At 70.8% G+C, this 17,795-nt stretch carries 20 protein-coding genes; 13 read left to right on the top strand and 7 right to left on the bottom strand.

What is annotated here, in order from left to right:
* Positions 1-19: 19 nt before the first annotated feature.
* The gene (locus AB0G28_RS15915; RefSeq protein ID WP_361088798.1) at positions 20-250 is read right to left on the bottom strand and encodes a hypothetical protein; all 231 of its coding nucleotides are present in this window, start codon (positions 248-250) and stop codon (positions 20-22) included.
* Between the two features lie 188 nt (positions 251-438).
* Between AB0G28_RS15915 and AB0G28_RS15910 the strand changes: the two genes are divergently transcribed.
* A complete protein-coding gene (locus AB0G28_RS15910) occupies positions 439-1,929 on the top strand; it encodes an MFS transporter (RefSeq protein WP_361088796.1) in 1,491 nt (496 codons plus the stop codon).
* Positions 1,930-1,931: 2 nt separating this feature from the next.
* On the top strand, positions 1,932-2,501 hold the full coding sequence (locus AB0G28_RS15905) for a TetR/AcrR family transcriptional regulator (protein ID WP_361088794.1): 570 nt from the start codon (positions 1,932-1,934) through the stop codon (positions 2,499-2,501).
* Here AB0G28_RS15905 and AB0G28_RS15900 read toward each other — a convergent pair.
* Positions 2,487-3,101, bottom strand: a complete 615-nt coding sequence (locus AB0G28_RS15900; RefSeq protein WP_361088792.1) for an HAD family phosphatase — start codon at positions 3,099-3,101, stop codon at positions 2,487-2,489. The two genes, AB0G28_RS15905 and AB0G28_RS15900, sit on opposite strands and share 15 nt — an antisense overlap.
* Before the next feature lie 179 nt (positions 3,102-3,280).
* On the opposite strand from AB0G28_RS15900, the gene AB0G28_RS15895 reads away from it, so the two are divergent.
* From AB0G28_RS15895 to AB0G28_RS15885, 3 genes are all read left to right on the top strand, one after another.
* A complete protein-coding gene (locus AB0G28_RS15895) occupies positions 3,281-3,832 on the top strand; it encodes a snapalysin family zinc-dependent metalloprotease (protein WP_361088790.1) in 552 nt (183 codons plus the stop codon).
* A 106-nt stretch (positions 3,833-3,938) separates the two neighbouring features.
* Complete coding sequence (locus AB0G28_RS15890; protein ID WP_361088788.1) at positions 3,939-5,051, top strand: alpha/beta hydrolase; 1,113 nt, start codon at positions 3,939-3,941, stop codon at positions 5,049-5,051.
* An 80-nt stretch (positions 5,052-5,131) separates the two neighbouring features.
* A complete protein-coding gene (locus AB0G28_RS15885) occupies positions 5,132-5,359 on the top strand; it encodes a family 43 glycosylhydrolase (RefSeq protein ID WP_361088786.1) in 228 nt (75 codons plus the stop codon).
* Between the two features lie 48 nt (positions 5,360-5,407).
* On the opposite strand, the gene AB0G28_RS15880 is transcribed toward AB0G28_RS15885, so the two are convergent.
* Complete coding sequence (locus AB0G28_RS15880) at positions 5,408-5,584, bottom strand: hypothetical protein (RefSeq protein ID WP_361088784.1); 177 nt, start codon at positions 5,582-5,584, stop codon at positions 5,408-5,410.
* Positions 5,585-5,719: 135 nt separating this feature from the next.
* Between AB0G28_RS15880 and AB0G28_RS15875 the strand changes: the two genes are divergently transcribed.
* The 5 genes from AB0G28_RS15875 to AB0G28_RS15855 all read left to right on the top strand — a co-directional run bounded on the left by AB0G28_RS15875 (position 5,720) and on the right by AB0G28_RS15855 (position 9,115).
* Complete coding sequence (locus tag AB0G28_RS15875) at positions 5,720-6,019, top strand: substrate-binding domain-containing protein (RefSeq protein WP_361088782.1); 300 nt, start codon at positions 5,720-5,722, stop codon at positions 6,017-6,019.
* Positions 6,020-6,052: 33 nt separating this feature from the next.
* On the top strand, positions 6,053-6,211 hold the full coding sequence (locus AB0G28_RS15870) for a CopG family transcriptional regulator (protein WP_361088780.1): 159 nt from the start codon (positions 6,053-6,055) through the stop codon (positions 6,209-6,211).
* 1 nt (position 6,212) lies between these two features.
* Positions 6,213-6,557, top strand: a complete 345-nt coding sequence (locus AB0G28_RS15865) for a VOC family protein (protein ID WP_361088778.1) — start codon at positions 6,213-6,215, stop codon at positions 6,555-6,557.
* A 1-nt stretch (position 6,558) separates the two neighbouring features.
* Positions 6,559-7,419, top strand: a complete 861-nt coding sequence (locus AB0G28_RS15860) for an SAM-dependent methyltransferase (protein WP_361088776.1) — start codon at positions 6,559-6,561, stop codon at positions 7,417-7,419.
* Between the two features lie 136 nt (positions 7,420-7,555).
* Positions 7,556-9,115 (top strand): hypothetical protein, encoded by a 1,560-nt coding sequence (locus AB0G28_RS15855; protein WP_361088774.1) that lies wholly within the window; start codon positions 7,556-7,558, stop codon positions 9,113-9,115.
* Here AB0G28_RS15855 and AB0G28_RS15850 read toward each other — a convergent pair whose 3' ends face one another.
* Complete coding sequence (locus AB0G28_RS15850; RefSeq protein ID WP_361088772.1) at positions 9,116-9,724, bottom strand: TetR/AcrR family transcriptional regulator; 609 nt, start codon at positions 9,722-9,724, stop codon at positions 9,116-9,118.
* Positions 9,725-9,778: 54 nt separating this feature from the next.
* Between AB0G28_RS15850 and AB0G28_RS15845 the strand changes: the two genes are divergently transcribed.
* On the top strand, positions 9,779-10,429 hold the full coding sequence (locus tag AB0G28_RS15845; protein WP_361088770.1) for a class II aldolase/adducin family protein: 651 nt from the start codon (positions 9,779-9,781) through the stop codon (positions 10,427-10,429).
* A complete protein-coding gene (locus tag AB0G28_RS15840) occupies positions 10,426-11,367 on the top strand; it encodes a PfkB family carbohydrate kinase (RefSeq protein WP_361088768.1) in 942 nt (313 codons plus the stop codon). Before AB0G28_RS15845 ends, AB0G28_RS15840 begins: the two co-directional genes overlap by 4 nt.
* Before the next feature lie 135 nt (positions 11,368-11,502).
* Here AB0G28_RS15840 and AB0G28_RS15835 read toward each other — a convergent pair whose 3' ends face one another.
* From AB0G28_RS15835 to AB0G28_RS15825, 3 genes are all read right to left on the bottom strand, one after another.
* On the bottom strand, positions 11,503-13,578 hold the full coding sequence (locus tag AB0G28_RS15835) for a restriction endonuclease (protein WP_361088766.1): 2,076 nt from the start codon (positions 13,576-13,578) through the stop codon (positions 11,503-11,505).
* 173 nt (positions 13,579-13,751) lie between these two features.
* Positions 13,752-15,203: an FAD-dependent oxidoreductase gene (locus tag AB0G28_RS15830; RefSeq protein WP_361088764.1), complete on the bottom strand. Its 1,452-nt coding sequence runs from the start codon at positions 15,201-15,203 to the stop codon at positions 13,752-13,754.
* Between the two features lies 1 nt (position 15,204).
* Positions 15,205-16,092, bottom strand: a complete 888-nt coding sequence (locus AB0G28_RS15825) for a diiron oxygenase (RefSeq protein WP_361088762.1) — start codon at positions 16,090-16,092, stop codon at positions 15,205-15,207.
* A 106-nt stretch (positions 16,093-16,198) separates the two neighbouring features.
* Here AB0G28_RS15825 and AB0G28_RS15820 point away from each other — a divergent pair, with 106 nt between their 5' ends.
* Positions 16,199-17,719, top strand: coding sequence for an adenylate/guanylate cyclase domain-containing protein (locus AB0G28_RS15820; RefSeq protein WP_361088760.1), 1,521 nt, complete (start codon positions 16,199-16,201; stop codon positions 17,717-17,719).
* The last annotated feature ends 76 nt before the right edge of the window (positions 17,720-17,795 follow it).

Raw genomic sequence — 17,795 nt, 5'->3', positions numbered from 1 at the left:
TCCGCCCGTCCACAGTGGACTAGTCCGACGGCCCCCGCAGGGTGAGCACCACCCGCAACACGTACTCCACCGCCGCCGGGAAGGCCGCGCCGCGCAGTTCGCCGCGGTCGGCGAGGTTGCGGGAGGCGAACTCCAGTTCCCGCTCCGGGCCGCCCCGGCGGACGACGAGTGCGGCGATCTCGTCGAATTCGAGGTCCGGGTGGTCCATGCGCGTCAGGGCGAACTCGATGACCAGCTCTTCCGCCGTCACGTCCGCCTCCTTCCGCCTGCTCCAGCGTACCGGCGAACCGGGCCGTCCGGCCCTGTCCGGGTCCCGTCTTCCCCGGGACCGGCGGGGACCTTCGCCCCGGCACAACGACCGTGGCGCCCACGACAATTCCCGGCGGGTGGCCGGTCTCACGAGCGTTACTGTACCGTCCAGACGGTATAGTAAGCGCTATGACCGCCACCCTGCCGTCCTCCGTCCGGCCGTTGAGCCCCCGGCGCCGCTGGGCCGCGCTGGGCGTCCTCGTCGGCGCCGTGCTCCTGCTCGCGGTCGACGGCACCGTGCTGTACCTGGCCGTGCCGTCGCTCACCCGCGAACTCGCGCCCACCGCCACCGAAATCCTCTGGATCGGCGACGTCTACTCCCTCGCCCTGGCCGGGCTGCTCGTCACGGCCGGGAACCTCGCCGACCGCTTCGGGCGCAAGAAGGTGCTGCTCATCGGCACCGCGGCGTTCGGGCTCGCGTCCGCGCTGGCCGCCTTCTCCCCCACCGCCGGCGTGCTCGTCGTCGCGCGGCTGCTGCTCGGCGTCGCCGGCGCGACGATCATGCCGTCGACGCTGTCGCTCATCCGGACCCTGTTCGCCGACCCGCGCGAGCGCACCCGCGCCATCGCCATCTGGTCGGCCGGCTCCGGCGGCGGCATCGCGCTGGGCCCGCTGGTCGGCGGGACGCTGCTGGAGCACTACTGGTGGGGCTCGGTGTTCCTGATCAACGTGCCGATCGTCGTCGTCTTCCTCATCGCGGGCGCGTGGCTGCTGCCGGAATCGCGCGACCCGGACCCGGGGCGGTTCGACCTGCTGTCGGCCGGGCTGTCGCTGGCCGCGATCGTCCCGCTGGTCTACGCGGTCAAGCACGCCGTCAGCTCGGGTCTCGACGTCCAGGTGGGAGTGGCGGCCGCGCTGGGGCTGGTGTCCGGGGCCCTGTTCATCCGGCGCCAGCGGCGAGCCGAGGCTCCCCTGATCGACGTCACCCTGTTCCGCCACGGCGCGTTCAGCGGCGCGGTGGCGGCGAACTTCATCGCGGTCTTCGCGTTGATGGGCCTGCTGTTCTTCTTCTCGCAGTACCTGCAGCTGGTCCGCGGCTTCTCACCGCTCCAGGCCGGCTTCGCCGAGATGCCCGCGACGCTCGCTTCGATCGTCGTCGTGGCCGCTGTCGGCATGGTCGCCGGACGGCTCGGGCGGGGACGGGCCGTCGCGGCGGGGCTCGCCGTCGCCGCGCTCGGCCTCGCCCTGGTGTCGGTCGCCGAACGGGCGCCGCAGTACTGGTGGCTGGGCCTGACGCTCGTGCCGGTCGGGCTCGGCGTCGGGCTGGCGCTGACATTGACCGTCGATTCGGTGCTGTCCGCCGTCCCGCGGGACAAGGCCGGCTCGGCGTCGGCGATCTCCGAGACCGCCTACGAACTCGGGGCGGCGCTGGGCATCGCGATCCTCGGCTCGGTGGTGAACCTGGTCTACCGCGCGTTCCTGCCGGCGGGCCCGCTCCCGGGCGAGGTCCGCGACTCCCTCGCCGGCGCCGCGAGCGTGCTGGACCCGGGATCGCCGCTCGCCCACGCCGCACGGGAAGCCTTCACCGGCGCGATGCAGGTGACGTCGCTCGCGGCGGCCGTCGTCACCGCCGTCGCCGCGCTGATCGCCTGGCGTACCATTCCGTCCGGAAAGGACTGAGCATGCCTCGCAAGGCCGGGCGCAGCCCGGAAGAGACGCGCCGCGCCCTGCTCGACGCGGCCGCGACGGTCATCCGCACCCGCGGCGTCTCGGCTTCCCTCGACGACATCGCCCGGGCGGCGGGCGTGTCGAAAGGCGGGCTGTTGTACCACTTCCCGGCGAAGGACGCGCTGGTGCGCACGCTCGCCCAGGACCTGCTCGACGAGTTCCGCGCGGAGGTGCAAGCGGCGCTCGACCCGGCCGACACCGCCCCGGGCCGGCTGACGCGCGCGTACGTCCGGGCGTCGCTGGACACCTCCTACGACGAGGTCGCCGTCCGCGAAACCATCGCCCTGATCGCGCAGCTGACCTCGATCCCGGAAATCGCCGAGCTGGCCCGCGCGGACGCGGAGAGGTGGGAGCGCGAGCTCCACGACGACGGTCTCCCGGACGACGTCGTCACCCTGGTGGTCGCGGCAGCCGACGGCGCGAGCACGGCGCCGCTGTGGGGCGTGGGCATCGACGTGGCCGCCGTGCGGAAGCTGGAGCAGCAGCTGCTCGCCCTCACCTTCAGGCGATCAACCGCCGGCTGACGTCAGCAGCTCCTCGATCTCGGCGATCGCCTGAGCGTTGTCCCGGTAGTGGATCCCGTGGATGCCGACCGCACGCGCAGCGGCGACGTTGGGCTCCAGATCGTCGAGGAAGATCATTTCCTCGGGACGGACCTCGAGCCGGGCGCAGGTGAGCTCGTAGATCCGGGGATCCGGCTTGCTGAGGCCGACCTCGTGCGAGTAGACGATGTCATCCACGAGATCTTCGAACCCGTACGCGGCCTGTTCCCGCGCCCGGGCGCCGACGAAGCTGTTGCTCAGGATGCCGGTCCGACAGCGCGGGCGCAGCCCCCGGCAGTACTCGATCAACTCGGAGTTGCCGGTGCCCAGGTACTGCTCCCAGAAATCCGCCATGATCGCATCGGCTCGCCCCCGGGCGACGCCGAGTCGATCGCTGATCGCCTGACGCACCTCGTCTTCGGCGACTGCGCCGATGGCCCCGGCTTCCCAGACCTCCGCCAGCCGCCGGCGGAGCTCACCCTCCCCGAGGCCGAGCCTGGCCTCCCACCGCGCGCTGACGCCAAGGTCGGGTGCGATCTCCAAGACGTCGCCGATGTCGAACACCGCCGCACGAATCGCCATGATCCCCCTGTCGGCCGCCGAGGAGGCCCTGAACCTGGCCTGTCAACCCAACGATAGTGCTGGGAAATCACCACTTTCCGGGCCCTACGTTAGTCGGCTCCAGCGAAGGTGACTTCCGGGTAAATTCTCGACAGCGCGCGCAATTCCGGCAAATCCCCGTCCCCACGAGGAGACTCCCGATGTCGAGGAAGTTCGCCCTGGCCGGCGCCGTCGCGCTCGCCCTGACCATGACCCCGCTCGCCGCGGGGACCGCGTCGGCCGCCACCGAGCAGGAAGCCGCCGTCACCACGGTGTACTACAGCACCGCCAGCGCGCCGACGTTCCGCTCGGTCATCAACGCCGGTGCCGCCAACTGGAACCGCAGCGTCACCAACGTCAAGCTCGTCGAGCGCAACTCCGGCGCCAGCCTGCGCTACACCGAGGGCAACGACCCCCGCGGCTCCTACGCCTCGACCAACGGGCACGGCAGCGGCACCATCTTCATCGACTACACCCAGGCCCGCCAGTACAACCCGACCCGCATCGCGGCGCACGAGACCGGGCACGCCCTCGGCCTGCCCGACCACTACTCGGGCCCGTGCTCGGAACTGATGTCGGGTGGCGGCCCCGGCCCGTCCTGCACCAACGCGGTGCCCAACGCGACCGAGCGCGCCCGGGTCAACCAGCTGTGGGCCAACGGGCTCGTCGCGGCCAACGAGCAGCGCGTCTACGAAACCGTCTACGGCTTCTGAGCCTGCCGGGGGTGGCCCGGGCCGGGCGCCCGGGCCACCCCCTGACGGGGACGATCTCGGTGATCATCCCGATGTCGCGCGGCGAGGCCGTCAATACGGTCAAACCATGCGAAAAGCCCTCACCGCCGGATTGGCCGGCGCACTCCTCCTGACCGCAGTTCCCGCTTCAGCGGCCGCGGGCACCCGGCTCGAGCTTCCCGCCCCCACCGGGCCCTGTGCCGTGGGCAGCACCGAACTGCACCTCGTCGACTCCGGTCGCGCCGATCCGTGGGTTCCCGGCACGACCCGGGAGCTGATGGTGACCGTCCGCTACCCGGCGCGGCCGGGCGCCGGCCCGAAGGCGCCTTACCTCACGCCAGGGGTCGCCGGGCCCGTCGCCGAGCAGGACGCGAACCTGCTGCGCATCCCCGCCGGCCGGCTCGACTACACCTTTCCCACGCACGCCCGCACCGGGGCGCCCGCCGCCGGCGGCCCGCGGCCCGTCGTGCTCTACTCGCCCAGCGCCCAGTTTCCCCGGTCGGTCGGCACCGCGCAGCTGGAGCAGCTCGCGAGCGAAGGCTATGTGACGGTCGCCGTCGACCACACGCACGAACCGGCGGCGGTCGAGTTTCCCGGCGGCCGCGTCGAACCGCAGGTCCGGCCGCCCGCGGGCGCCGGCAAGCAGCTGATCGCGACGCGGGTGGCGGACATCCGGTTCGTCCTCGACGCGCTGGAAGTCCTGGCGCGGGGCGGGAACCCGGACGCCGAACACCGCGAGCTGCCCGCCGGGTTGTCCCTCGACCTCACCCGCGTCGGCATGTTCGGCCACTCCGCCGGCGGGTTCACCACCGGCGAGACGATGGTGGCCGACCGCCGCGTCGACGCCGGTGCCGACCTCGACGGCAGCATGGCGTACTCCCAGTCCGATCGCGACTTCGGCCGGGCCGTCACCGAAGGCCTCGACCGGCCCTTCCTGCTGATGAGCGCGGGCGACCACAGCGCCGCCTCCGACGCCTCGTGGCAGGAGTTCCTCCGCAACCAGCGCGGCCGGGTCCGCGAACTGCGCGTCCCGGACGGCGAGCACTTCAGCTACACCGACTACCAGGTGCTCCTCCCCCAGCTCGGCCTGGACCCCGCGGTGGTCGCGCCGTACATCGGAACCGTCGACGCGGGGCGCAGCTTCGCCACCCAGAAGACAGCCCTCAGCGCGTTCTTCCACCGATATCTCACCCGGGGATGAATCATTTGCCGCAGCACCTGATGGCCGGTTCCCGAAAACGTCGGCGGCGCGGTCAACGAAGGCGCCGAAGTGCTGCAAACGTGAACTCGGTGTTCGGGCCGGGCCACAACGGGTTCTTCAAATCGCCCGACGGCACCGAGGACTGGATCGTCTACCACGCCAACGACTCCGTGAACGGCGGCTGCGACCTGAACCGGACGACCCGCGCGCAGAAGTTCACCTGGAACGCGGACGGGACACCGAACTTCGGCACCCCGGTCGCCCTGGGCACCCGGCTCCCGGTCCCCTCCGGCGAACCCGCGCAGTGAATCCGCGAAGGCCACCCCGGCGAATCCGGGCGGGCCCTCCACCGGCGCTCAGCCGACGACGATCCGGGCGATGTCCGGCGCCCGGCCCGAGGGGTTGCCGAGGCGGATGGTGTTCACCCCCGCGGCCAGGGTGAGCGTGACCTGCACGGACCCGACGGTGTCCCAGCCGCCGGTGCCGGGTGTGGTGACCGAGACCGCGGCACCCCCGTTGACGCTGACCGTCAACGAACGCGCCTCACCGGAGGCGTAGCAAAATCGTCACCGGATGCGCGCCCGCGGTCGCGTTCACGCCGTTGAACTGCAGGTAGTTCGCGCTGCCGTTCCCGACGTAACCCACCAGGGCACCACCCGAGGCACCTGTTGGGCGCCGGCGACCCCTTCGACGCGGTGTTCTGCGGCAGCGACCAGATCGCCCGCGGCGCGGCCGACGCGCTCCAGGCGGCCGGCCGCCGCGTCCCCGGCGACGTCGCCCTGGTGGGTTTCGACAACTGGGACGTGATGGCGCCGGCCTGCCAGCCGCCGCTGACGAGCGTCGACATGGAGCTCGAGGCGCTCGGGCGGACGGCCGCCGACCCGCTGCTCGCCGCGATCAACGGCGAGCCCTCGACCGGCAGGCACACCCGGCCGTGCCGGCTGGTGATCCGGGACTCGACGGCCTGACCGGTTAGCTTGCTAGCATGCTAGCATCGATTCGTGGGCGACGAAGACGTCAAGCAGTTCAACGTGTACCTGCCGATCGGCCTGATCCGGCAGGTGAAGCACCGGGCCATCGAGACGGAGCAGTCGCTTTCGGCGCTCGTCGCCGAAGCGCTGCGCGCCTACCTCGCCACCGATCCCGAAGAGGAGCACTGACATGACGACCGAAGGCGTCGAGGCGATCTACCTGGAGACCCACAACTGGGGCAAGGCGGCCAAGTTCTTCCAGGCACTGGGGTACGAGATCGAGTTCGCCACCGACCACAACTCCGGGCAGCTGCGCAACGGCGACGGCCCCTGGCTGTTCATCGCGGAGGTGCCGGAAAGCCAGGAAACCCGCACGCAGATCGTGTTCAAGGTTCCCGACGCGGAGGCGTTCCAGGCCGACGACATCGTCGAGGTCGTCACCCCGTTCGAAGAAACCCATTACGGCACGAGGGAAATGACGGTCCGCGACCCCGACGGGCGGACGTGGACGCTGTCGGCACCGGGGAGGGCCTGACGTGGCGGCGCCGGACAGCACGGCGGTGCGGACCGCCCTGTGGCGGGCCCTGCACGTCGAGGTCGATCCGCCGCCCCACGTGTTCGCCGACGAGTTCGGCCTGCGGCTGGCCGCCCCGGGGGACGGCTGGCGCGACCGCGACGACATGGACCCGGCCACCGCCGGCCGCTACCGGGCCGGCATGGTGGCGCGGGCCCGGTTCGTCGAGGACCTGGTCACCGAGCAGGCCGGCCGCGGCGTGGGCCAGTACGTGATCCTCGGGGCCGGGCTGGACACCTTCGCCCAGCGCCGTCCGGAAATCGCCGCCCGCCTGCGGGTGTTCGAAGTGGACCAGCCGGGCCCGCAGGCCTGGAAACGCGCCCGCCTCGACGAGCTCGGCTGGGGCGTACCGGACTGGCTGCACCTGGTCCCGGTCGACTTCGAGACGACGCCGTGGTGGGACCGGCTCGCGGCCGCGGGCTTCGACCCGGACGAACCCGCGGTGGTCGCCTCGACCGGCGTCAGCATGTATCTCACGAAGGAAGCGAACGCGGCCACCCTGCGCCGGATCGCCGGGTTCGCGCCGGGTTCCACGCTGGCGATGACGTTCATGCTGCCCGCCGAGCTCCTCGAGGAGGACGAACGCGAGCGCCACGAGGCCACCGCGAGCAAGGCGAAGGCGGCCGGGACGCCGTTCGTCAGCGCCTTCTCCCCCGCGGAAATACTGGAGCTGGCTCGGGAAGCCGGGTTCCGCGATGTCGCCCACGTTTCGGGCGCGGAGCTGAACGAGCGGTACTTCGCGGGGCGGGCCGATGGTCTCCGCGTCGTCCCGGGCGAGGAGTTCCTCGTCGCTACTAATACGGAGAGTTTTGAAAATGCCTAACTGAGGTCACAAACAAGAAACCTCATAGTCCAAAGGCGTGAACCACGAAGGTCAGGCATTTCGGACTGTAACCGCCCCTCCCGGGCTCGCGACTACCGCCTTACGAGACATCGTCGTTACTCGGGAGGCGGCTGCCATGGCCAAAAAGAAGTCGGGCAGCGTCGCCCGCGAACCGGCCTGGGACCCGACGCTGAACGAGGAGGTTCCGCGGAACTGGAACGCCGGCCACAAACCACGCCACCGCCTGGTCACCATCGGCGACTCGCTGACGCACGGGTTCCAGAGCGGGTCCGTCTTCCACACCGACGTCTCCTACCCCGCCATCATCGCCTACGAGCTGGGCTGGCTCGACCAGTTCCGCTATCCGCGCTATGACGGTTACGGCGGTCTTCCGTTCAACATCGAGCTGCTTTTGCGGGAACTCGAGCGTTCCTGCGGCCGCACGGTCGACTGGTGGGAACTGCCGCTCGCCCTGTTCCGCGGGCGCCAGTTCATGGACCGGGTCGAGGATTACTGGGAGCGCGGAGCCGGGGCCGCGATCCCCTCGGTCGGCACGGTCATGCACAACCTTTCCGTCTACGGCTGGGATCTGCGCGACGCGCTCGAACTCAGCGCCGCGAAGTGCCGGGCGAACCTGGGGCAGGCCAAGGACGACTTGTTCAAGCAGTTCGTCGAAAACAACAGCGAGCGCGCCGCACTGCGCGTCTACCCGACCACGGACGCCAACGCGGACATGACGCTCTTCGACGCGGCCGCCGCCCTGGGAAACGAGACCGACGACGGAGACGCCGGCATCGAAACCCTGGTGGTGTTCCTCGGCGCCAACAATGCCCTGCGCAGTGTCATCGACCTGAAGGTGGTTTGGAGCGGCGAGGGCTACAACACCCTCGGCGGCAAAGGCGAATACACAGTCTGGCGCCCGGAGCACTTCATCGAGGAACTCAAGCTGGTCGAGGAGAAGGTCAAGCAGATCAAGGCCCGGCACGTCATCTGGTGCACGGTGCCGCACGTGACGATCGTGCCGCTCGCCCGCGGTGTCCACACCAAAGTCGCCCCGGGGTCCCGGTACTTCCCTTACTACACGCGGCCCTGGATCAGCGACGAACAGTTCGACCCCACCCGGGACCCCCACATCACGGCCGACGACGCACGCGCGGTGGACTCGGCCATCGACCAGTACAACAAGGCGATCACCAAGGTCGTCCGCCGGGCACGAACCGACGAAGCCGAGCCACGGGACTGGTACCTCCTCGATACCGCCGGTCTCCTCGACCGGCTCGCCCAGCGCCGCTACATCGAAGACCCACTGGCGCAGCCCCGGTGGTGGAAACCGTACGTGCTGCCGGCCGAACTGCGAGCCTGCGACCCACCCCTCGACTCACGGTTCATCAGCAGCGACGGCACCCGTCGTGACGGCGGCGGCCTTTTCTCCCTGGACGGTATCCACCCCACCACCGTCGCCTACGGCATCCTCGCCCAAGAACTGATCAACGTCATGCGCATCGCCGGCGTCGAGTTCAAAACGCCCAACGGCGACCCGCGGCCCGACCCGGTTCTGGTCGACTTCGGCCGGCTGATCCGGCACGACACCCTCGTCAACACTCCACCGGCGATCGTCGACTCGAGCCTGTCCATCATGTCGTGGGCCGACGAAGCCCTCGACGTGATCCGCCGTTCACTGACGTTCGACGTGTAGCTACGGCCGGGGCAGCTGCCCGAGGTAGGCCCGCAGCATCGTCTTGACCGGCTCCAGGAGTTCGGGGGCGCCGTCGCCGCGGAACACCTCCTGGATCACCGCGTCCGCGGCGAGGAACGCCGTGCGGCACGCCACCGCGGACGCGTAGTCGTCGCGCAGGAGCTTCTGCGCGACGAGGACGCGGTGCACCCCGGTGGCCATCACGCGCTTGTGCGCGCGGTCGGCTTCCCGGGTCCCGTCGGTGAGCCCGCGGCCGAACCACAGCGCGCGGAAGCCGGGTTCCGCGCGGTAGAGCCCGGCGAAGGCGTCGACGAGCAGGCCGACGGGATCGGCCCAGCGCTCCGCCGCCGCCTGCTCGGCGAACGAGTCCATGAGGGTTTCCAGGCGGCCGAGGTAGAGCTCGGCGAGTGCCTCGGTGATCGCGTCGCGGTCCGGCAGGTACTGGTACAGCGCGCCCACCGAGACGCCGGCCTCGGCGGCGACCCGGGTCGTCGTCAGCGCCTCGACGCCGTCCTCGGCGAGCAGGCGGTCGGCGGCTTCCAGGACCTTGGCCAGCTTTTCCCGCGAACGCGCCTGGCGCGGCACCCGGCGCAGCCGGCTCTCCGTCATCCGCTCCCCAAACCTGAACGTGACTTTGATTCGGGTTTATTCTAGCCTCTGCGCATGACAGTGGCGAGTGCGGCGCTCGACGAGGCGCGGCGGTCCGTGGCGAGGGCCTGTCACGGGCTCGCGGGCGAAGGCCTGCTCATCGGCAGCGCGGGCAACGTGAGCGTCCGGGTGGGCGAGCACGTGGCGGTGACCGCGACCGGCGTGGTGCTGGGCCGGGCCACGGCCGACGACGTCACCGTCGTCGACCTGGACGGCACCGTCGTCGCCGGCGAGCGGGCCCCGACCTCGGAACTCCAGCTGCACCTGGGGATCTACCGGCAGCACGGCGCGGGCGCGGTGGTGCACACCCATGCACCGCAGGCGACCGCGGTGTCCCTGGTCCTCGACGAGCTGCCGTGCGTGCACTACCAGCAGCTGGCCCTCGGCGGCGCGGTCCGCGTCGCGCCGTTCGCCGTCTTCGGATCCGCCGAACTGGCCGCGGCGACTCTCGAGGCCTTGGAAGGCAAGTCCGCCGCGCTGCTGGCCAACCACGGCGCGGTCACCCACGGCCCGACCCTCGAAGCCGCGGTCGACAACGCTCTGCTGCTGGAGTGGGCGTGCGGCCTGTACGTGCGGGCCGCGACGCTCGGCGCGCCGCGGGTCCTCGACCAGGAGCAGCAGGACGCCGTCGTCGCCGCGGCCGTGAGCCGGGGGTACGGCCGATGACGCAGACGGTCGTCACCCTCGGGGCGCACGTGTTCGACGTGCAGGTCCGGCCGGTCGAGGCTATCCCGGAGGGCCAGGGCGCGGCCCTGGTCGAGCAGATCCGGTTCGGGCCGGCGGGCACGGCCGCGGCCACCGCGATCACGCTCGCCAAGCTGGGCGCGACGGTCCGCACGGCGGGCGCGATCGGCGCCGACCCGATCGGCGACCTGCTGCTGGCGATGCTCGCCCGCCACGGCGTCGACACGGCCCTGGTGCTGCGCCGCGACGGCGTGCAGACGTCGGCTTCGGTGCTGCCGATCCGCCCCGACGGCAGCCGGCCCGCCTTCCACGTACCGGGCGCGAACCTGACGTACGAGCCTTCGGACGCGCCCGCCGAGGAGATCGCCCGCGCGACCCACCTGCACCTGGGCGGTCCCGAGCTGATGGGCGGAGAGAAGGCGGCGAAGCTCCTGGCCCCGGCGCGCGAGGCGGGCGTGGTGACGTCGGCCGACCTGCTGGCCCCCGGTGATCCCGGGGTGCTCGCCTGGCTCGCGCCCGCACTGTCCTTTCTGGACTACCTGCTGCCCAACGAGGACCAGGTGCTCGGCCTGACCGGCGCGGTCACGCTCGAAGACGGCGCCCGCGCGCTGCTCGAGCGGGGCGTCGGCTGCGTGGCGGTCACGCGGGAAGCACGCGGCGCGCTGGTGGTGACGGCGGAGGAGACGATCGCGGTGCCGGCGTTCGCGGTCCCGGTGGTGGACACGACGGGCTGCGGCGACGCGTTCTCGGCGGGCTTCCTCCGCGGCATCGGCCTCGGCCGGCCACCCCGCGAGGCAGCGGCACTGGGCTGCGCGGCGGCCGCCCTCGTCGCCCAGGGCCTCGGCAGCGACCACGGCGAGTTCGACCTCGCGGCGGCGGACGCCTTCGCCGCGGCCACCCCGGTCCTCGAGGTGGTCTGAGCGGGCCCCCGGTGTGGTGAACGGCTCTTTCCTGTCCACTGGGGGTAGGAAAGAGCCGTTCACGACACCGGGCGCAAGCGGCGGAGTCAAGCGCGGCCGGCGCCGCCGGGCAAGGCTACCCGGCGAAGACGCGAGCTAGCCGTTGCCTTGCAACGAAAGGGATCCCAGGCTCGAACTCAATCCGAAGAGCCGCCGCTCGATGTTCGTCGGACCGTCTATCAGCTTGTACTTGTCATCGTCTCGCTGGACCGCGCGAACGAGACTGCTCGACAGGAACGTCAGGCAGTCGTCTACGAAGGCCTTCGAGGGGCGGGGCGTGAGTTCCTTCCGCAGGGTGAAGTACAGGTTTTCCGTGCTTATGTAGCCTTCAGCCATCGGATCGTCGTCGTTGGCTTCCTGGTAGAGAACATCCACGATCCGCTTCAACACCTCGATTGAGCGCGCCGCGGCGCCGTACGAGTCGAAGATCACGGTCGGATCGTCGGGGTTCTCGAAGAGCAGCCGCAACTGAGGCAGGGTCAGGGGCGACGTGCGGTGCAACGCGAGCAGGCTGATCAGCTCTTCCACTGTCAGCAAGGTGATGCGGTGGTTGGCCGCCCAGCTCTTGACCCGAGGAGCGAACTCCGGCCCCACCACCGCGGCGTAATCGGCCTTGTGCCGGTCGAGATGATCCTTGATCGCGTCGAAGGCGACGGCGTTGTCGCTGATCACACCACTCGCGGACGCCTTGGCGTCGATGATGGCGCGGTATCGGTCGGCCGGCGACAGTTCCACGGTGATCAACACGTCGGTCTGCCCCTTGCCGCCGAGGTGCTCGGCTCTGAAGCCGAGAAACTCGAACGCGAGTGCCAAGGCGCGCTCGAACTGCGTGCTCGCGTCACTGGCGTTCCCGTACCGGCGCAGGTCCGCGATCGTCTCGGCGAGCGCACGATCAGCGGACGCCTCCGGAACTTCGTCCCGTTCTCGCCGTTCCGAGCCGGCCGCGGTTTTCCGGCCGCTCTCCAGCGCCAGCTCCGCCGCCAGCGCCCGGCCGTTGGCCGTGACCCGGTAGCGAGACCAGTCGATCCTTTCCACCAACCCGGCCTCGGCCATGAAGGTCAAGCGGGTACGGACCTCCGCACCATCGATCTGTTTCAGGTCGTACTGGGACTTGGCGACCTCGACGAGACTGGAGGCCGCCGTACTACCGTCCATGGCTGCCAGCAGTTCTCCGACGAACCGGTAGCGCAGGTGCAGATGCCGGACGAAATCGACTTCGCTCCCCGGTTGCAGGATCCCGCTCATTTCGGGCGGCACACCGAACCGGTTGAAGGCAACCATGTCGACGACACCCATGTTGCGCAGCGTGTTCATGCTCTGTGTGTACGAACTTTTCTTCTGCCCGAAAGCTATCTGAGCCTTCTCGAAGATCTCGTCCGACGATGCGCCCGAACCGACGAGGTCGAGATAGTTGCGAAGCGCGTCGAAGATACTCGACTGACTGGCGTCGGAGGGACGTCCGGCTCCCTTTCGCCCCCTCGGGATATAGCCGATCAAGATCTTCCGGCCCTCAAGGTCCGCGGCTCCGAAGCGGTCCAATGCTTCAGCGAGGAAAGGGGGTGGCTCAGGCAGGTCGGCGGCTTCATCCTCGAGCGGTTCCAGGTTCTGCGCCACGGTCTCCGGCAGGACCAGGTCGACCTCGTCGAGGAACTTCCGGCCGTTGTCGGTGACAACGAGTTTCGCGTGGCCCCAGCGTTCGAGCAGCCCGAGCGCCTGCATCCAGGAGACGCGGCGATGGATCTGATCGAGACTGGTCCACGCCAGGTTGTAGCGCTGGGCCAGCTCGAGAGGCCGGTAGTCGTCGGGCTGATCGCGGATGTGCGCGAGGAGCTCGCCGAAAAGCTTGACGTTCGCATGCAGGTGCTTCGCGAAGAAGATGTCATCCCCGGTGTCGAACCAATAGCGGGTCGCCGGCGAGGCATCCCACTTGTCCTTGGCCGACCGGACCACGATGGCGCCACGCGTCAACTGCCGGTTGAAGAACTCGTCGCACCGGACCGACCGCACCTCACCACCGAGAAAGGTCAGCTGAACGTCTTGGCCGCCGGCGAGCGGAAGCTGCTCGACCACACCCCGCAACGAATTGGCCTGCCCATCGGACTTGCCGGGGATCACCCCGAGCGTGTTCGAACGGTCCCGCCAGGGCTTTTGGACTATTTCAGGCTTGTCCACCGATTATCCCACTCTCGCCGATACCCGAACCGGCGCCGCTCCCCGGATCCACACTGCCGCAGCAGGTTACCTCACGAGGGCAGCGGGAATCGCAGCCCGTGGAACCAGCAGACTCGCCAGCCGCCAACAGAATACGTGGATAATTCGTTGGCGATCGGGTCACAGTCCGCCGGTCAAGCGCGGCCGGGCAGTTTCGACGCGAGTCCCTTCCGGCGCGACGGCAACCGCCCGGCGACGGCGTCTTCCAGCAACGTCCCCACCGTCTCGCGCGCGCACGTCTTGTTCGCCCCGATGCCGCCGGTCGGGCCGCGCTTGATCCAGCCCGCCACGTACGTTCCCGGGGTGACCCGGCCGGCGACGTTCGGGACCGTGCCCGTGTCCTCGTCGAACGGGAGGCCCGGCACCGGGGCGCCCCGGAAGCCCGCCGCCCGGACCACCCGGCCCGCCGGGATCTCGACGCCGCCGGAAACGGCCACGCCGCGGACCTCGGTGTCGCCGCGGAAGGCGACCGGCGCCGAGTGGAACCGCAGGACCACGCGGCGGACTCCGTCCGGGGGCGGTGCCGGCCAGTCGACCCTCTCGCGCGGCACCCCTCGCAGCAGCGCCGCCTTCTCCCCCGCCGCCGCGTTGTCGATGGCCGCCGCGATCCGCGAGTCGTGCGCGTCCACCACCAGGTCGCCGCGGGCGGCCAGCGCCAGCAGCTCCGGGCGGGTGTACGCCGCCGTCTCCGGGCCGCGCCGGGCCAGCAGGACCACCTCGCGCACCTTGCTCGACCGCAGCCGCTCCAGCGCCGCCGGCGCGATCGACGTCCCCGCCAGGGAATCCGGGTCGGCGGTGAGGATGCGGGCGATGTCGAGGGCGACGTTGCCGGCCCCCACGACGACCACGCGCTCCGCCGAGAGGTCGACGGCGGCCACGTCCGGGTGGCCGTTGTACCAGCCGACGACGGTGGCCGCCGGGATACTGCCGGGCAGGTCCTCCCCCGGCACGCCGAGCCGCCGGGCCTCCGTCGCCCCCACCGCGTAGATCACCGCGTCGTGCCGGCCGGCCAGTTCGGGACCGGCCGCGACGCCGAGCCGCAGCCGCAGCCGCGGGTGGTCGTGGAACCGGGCGAACGTCTCGCCGATCTTCTTCGTCGACGGGTGGTCCGGTGCGACGCCGTAGCGGATCAGGCCGCCCGGGAGCGGCAGCCGGTCGATCAGCGTGACGCGCGCGTTGGTGTGCAGCAACAGGTCTTCGACCGCGTACATGCCCGCCGGCCCGCTGCCGACGACGGCGACGTCCAGCGGGGCGAAGTCGCTCGGGAGGACCCGGGTGAACGACGGCGGCGCCCACGGGTGGAAGTTCGGCCCGGCCGAGGCCAGGACGTCCCGGCCCGCGTAGTACTCCGCGTTGATGTCCGCGTACGCCCGGAGCGGCCCGGTCAAGGCAGCGGCCGGGAAGATCGCGTCGACCGGGCAGGCGTCGGCGCAGGCACCGCAGTCGATGCACGTGTCAGGGTCGACGTAGAGCATGTCGGTGTGCGCGAAGTCCGGCTCGTCCGGCGTCGGGTGGATGCAGTTGACCGGGCAGACCGACACGCAGGACGCGTCGGCGCAGCAGGTCTGGGTGATCGCGAACGCCATCTCAGATCAGGTTCGCGCGCTGGTAGAACCACAGCGACGACTTGGTGAGCAGCCCCGCGGAGTGCAGGAACTCCATCAGCCCGGAGCAGCTCGACCGCAGCATCGACTTGTGGTGCTCGTTGGCCTTCGCCTCGCGCCGCGCGCGCTTGCCGTCGAGTCCGGCGTTCTCGTAGACCTGGGCGTTCACCATGCTCGTGACGATGAAGTACGACGCGATCGCGACGACCAGGCCGGTGAGCTGCCGCCGCAGCCACCCGGCGCCCTCGAGGCGCTCGCGGGTCTCCTCGCGGGCGAACTTCATGTGCCGCGACTCCTCGACGACGTGGATGTTGTTGATGGTGCGCACGAACGGCACCACCCGCTCGTCGCGCATCCAGTCCCGCTGCATGACGTCGAGGACCTCCTCGGCGACGAGGATCGCCGCGTAGGCGGCCTCGCCGCTCGCGGTCGCCTTGAAGACCCGGCCCAGCTCGACGACGAACCGGCGCGGCCGGTACGCGGGCGCGCGCAGTTTCGCCGCGCCGCGGGCGAACATGATCGAGTGCCGGCACTCGTCGGCGATTTCGGTCAGCGCCCACTGGAACGCCGGATCGGTCGGGTCCTTGGCGTAGAAGTCCCGCAGCACCATCTGCTGCAGGATCATCTCGAACCAGATCCCGGTGCTGGCCACCGACGCCGCCTCCTGGCGGGTCAGCTCGCGCTGCTGCTCCGGCGTCATTTCCGCCCAGTAGGACGTGCCGTAGAGCGTGCTCCACTCCGGGCTCGCACCGTGGTAGCCGGTGTCGAGCGGCGTCTCCCAGTCGACCTCTTCGAGCGGGTCGTAGGACAGCTGCTCCGAGGAGTCGAGCAGACGCCGCGCCACCGTCTCCCGTTCGCTGGTGCTCGTCATGACCGACCTCCGCGTCAAGTGTTACCGACGTTCACTGTTACCAACCGTAACACATACCTGAAGACCCGTCTCGGGGCAACTCGGTGAACATCCGTACACTCAGCGCGTGGATTCCCCCGGCTCCGGGCTGGAGCACGACACGGCCGCGTTGCGCCGGCGCGTCCAGGGCAGGCTCACCGCCTCGCTGATCGCCACCCACGTGATCGGCGCGCTGGTCGTGGTCGGGCTCGCGGCCCTGCTCATGCCGTCGCCGGGCATGTCCGGTGACCTCGTGCGGGTCACCGCGGTCGCCGTGCCGGTGTACGTCGTTTCGGCGGTCGTCGCCGGCACGCTCTGGGGCACGCGCGGGGCGCTGCGGACGCTGCGCTGGGCGGCCGAGGGACGCCGTCCCACCGACGCCGAGCGCGCCGCCAGCCTGCGCGTCCCGCTGCGGCTCACGTCCGTGCAAGCCGTGTTGTGGGGTGTCGCGACGCTGCTCTTCGGCGGTCTCGCGGCCGTCTTCCAGCCGGAGGTCATGCTCACCGAGCTGCTCGTCGTCGCCTTCGCCGCCGTCGTCGTCTGCGCGATCGCCTACCTGTTCGGGGAGTTCGCCCTGCGGCCGTACGCGGCGCTGGCGCTGGCCGGCACCACGCCGCCGCGCCCGCTCCACGGCGGCGTCAACCTGCGGATGCTGCTGTTCTGGTGCCTGGGGACCGGGGTGCCGGTGGCCGGGCTGGTGGTCACCGCGGTGCTGGCCTGGGTGCGCGGCGACGTCTCCACCACGAAGCTCGCCGTGTCGGTCATCGTGCTCGGGCTGGTCGTGCTGTGCTTCGGCCTGCTGGTCACCGTGTTCACCGCCCGCGCGGTGGTCAACCCGATCACTTCGGTCCAGGACGCGCTGAACCGCGTCCGGGCCGGCGACTTCGCCGTCGAAATCCCGGTCTACGACGGGACCGAGCTCGGGCTGCTGCAGGCCGGGTTCAACGGGATGGCGGCCGGGCTGGCCGAACGGGAACGGCTGCGCGACCTGTTCGGCAGGCACGTCGGGCACGAGGTCGCGGTCGAGGCGATGCGCACGTCCGAGGACGACACCGGGCTCGGCGGCACGGTGCGCACGGTTTCGGTGCTGTTCGCAGACCTGGTCGGCTCGACGGCGCTGGCCGCGAGCCGCCCGCCCGAGGAGGTCGTCGCCCTGCTCAACCGGTTCTTCGCGGTGGTCGTCGACGAGGTCGGCCGGCACCACGGGCTGGTCAACAAGTTCGTCGGCGACGCCGTCCTCGCCGTCTTCGGCGCGCCCGCCGCACTCGACGATCACGCGACCTGCGCGCTGGCCGCCGGCCGCGCGATCGCCCGCCGGCTCGCCGAAGAAGTCCCCGACGGCCCGGCCGGGATCGGCGTGGCGACCGGGGACGCGGTCGCGGGCAACGTCGGCGACCCGCGCCGCTTCGAGTACACGGTGATCGGCGACCCGGTCAACGAAGCCGCCCGCCTCACCGAGCTGGCGAAGACCGCACCCGGCCGCCTGCTCGCGTCGTGGACGGCCGTCGAGGCGTCCGCCGCGGAAGAAGCCGCCCGGTGGACGGCGGCCGGGGACGTCACGCTGCGCGGGCGCACCCGGCCGACGACGCTCGCGTCACCCCGGGGCTGAGCCGTACCGTCCGGAGTGGACAGGGGAGAACCATGCTCGAGCACCGGACTGTCGAGGCCGGCGGAGCCGGAGTTCT

The sequence above is a fragment of the Amycolatopsis sp. NPDC021455 genome (assembly GCF_040640995.1).
GTDB lineage: Bacteria > Actinomycetota > Actinomycetes > Mycobacteriales > Pseudonocardiaceae > Amycolatopsis.
The sequence above is the reverse complement of the archived record's forward strand: the minus strand, read 5'-3'. Positions and strand labels throughout refer to the sequence as shown.

What these genes read in the sequence shown, in the direction of transcription:
- AB0G28_RS15910 (WP_361088796.1), top strand. Translation starts at nt 439, where the DNA reads ATGACCGCCACCCTGCCGTCCTCCGTCCGGCCGTTGAGCCCCCGGCGC.
- AB0G28_RS15900 (WP_361088792.1), bottom strand. Translation starts at nt 3,101, where the DNA reads ATGGCGATTCGTGCGGCGGTGTTCGACATCGGCGACGTCTTGGAGATC.
- AB0G28_RS15830 (WP_361088764.1), bottom strand. Translation starts at nt 15,203, where the DNA reads ATGGCGTTCGCGATCACCCAGACCTGCTGCGCCGACGCGTCCTGCGTG.
- AB0G28_RS15855 (WP_361088774.1), top strand. Translation starts at nt 7,556, where the DNA reads ATGGCCAAAAAGAAGTCGGGCAGCGTCGCCCGCGAACCGGCCTGGGAC.
- AB0G28_RS15840 (WP_361088768.1), top strand. Translation starts at nt 10,426, where the DNA reads ATGACGCAGACGGTCGTCACCCTCGGGGCGCACGTGTTCGACGTGCAG.
- AB0G28_RS15890 (WP_361088788.1), top strand. Translation starts at nt 3,939, where the DNA reads ATGCGAAAAGCCCTCACCGCCGGATTGGCCGGCGCACTCCTCCTGACC.
- AB0G28_RS15825 (WP_361088762.1), bottom strand. Translation starts at nt 16,092, where the DNA reads ATGACGAGCACCAGCGAACGGGAGACGGTGGCGCGGCGTCTGCTCGAC.
- AB0G28_RS15845 (WP_361088770.1), top strand. Translation starts at nt 9,779, where the DNA reads ATGACAGTGGCGAGTGCGGCGCTCGACGAGGCGCGGCGGTCCGTGGCG.
- AB0G28_RS15895 (WP_361088790.1), top strand. Translation starts at nt 3,281, where the DNA reads ATGTCGAGGAAGTTCGCCCTGGCCGGCGCCGTCGCGCTCGCCCTGACC.
- AB0G28_RS15850 (WP_361088772.1), bottom strand. Translation starts at nt 9,724, where the DNA reads ATGACGGAGAGCCGGCTGCGCCGGGTGCCGCGCCAGGCGCGTTCGCGG.
- AB0G28_RS15905 (WP_361088794.1), top strand. Translation starts at nt 1,932, where the DNA reads ATGCCTCGCAAGGCCGGGCGCAGCCCGGAAGAGACGCGCCGCGCCCTG.
- AB0G28_RS15865 (WP_361088778.1), top strand. Translation starts at nt 6,213, where the DNA reads ATGACGACCGAAGGCGTCGAGGCGATCTACCTGGAGACCCACAACTGG.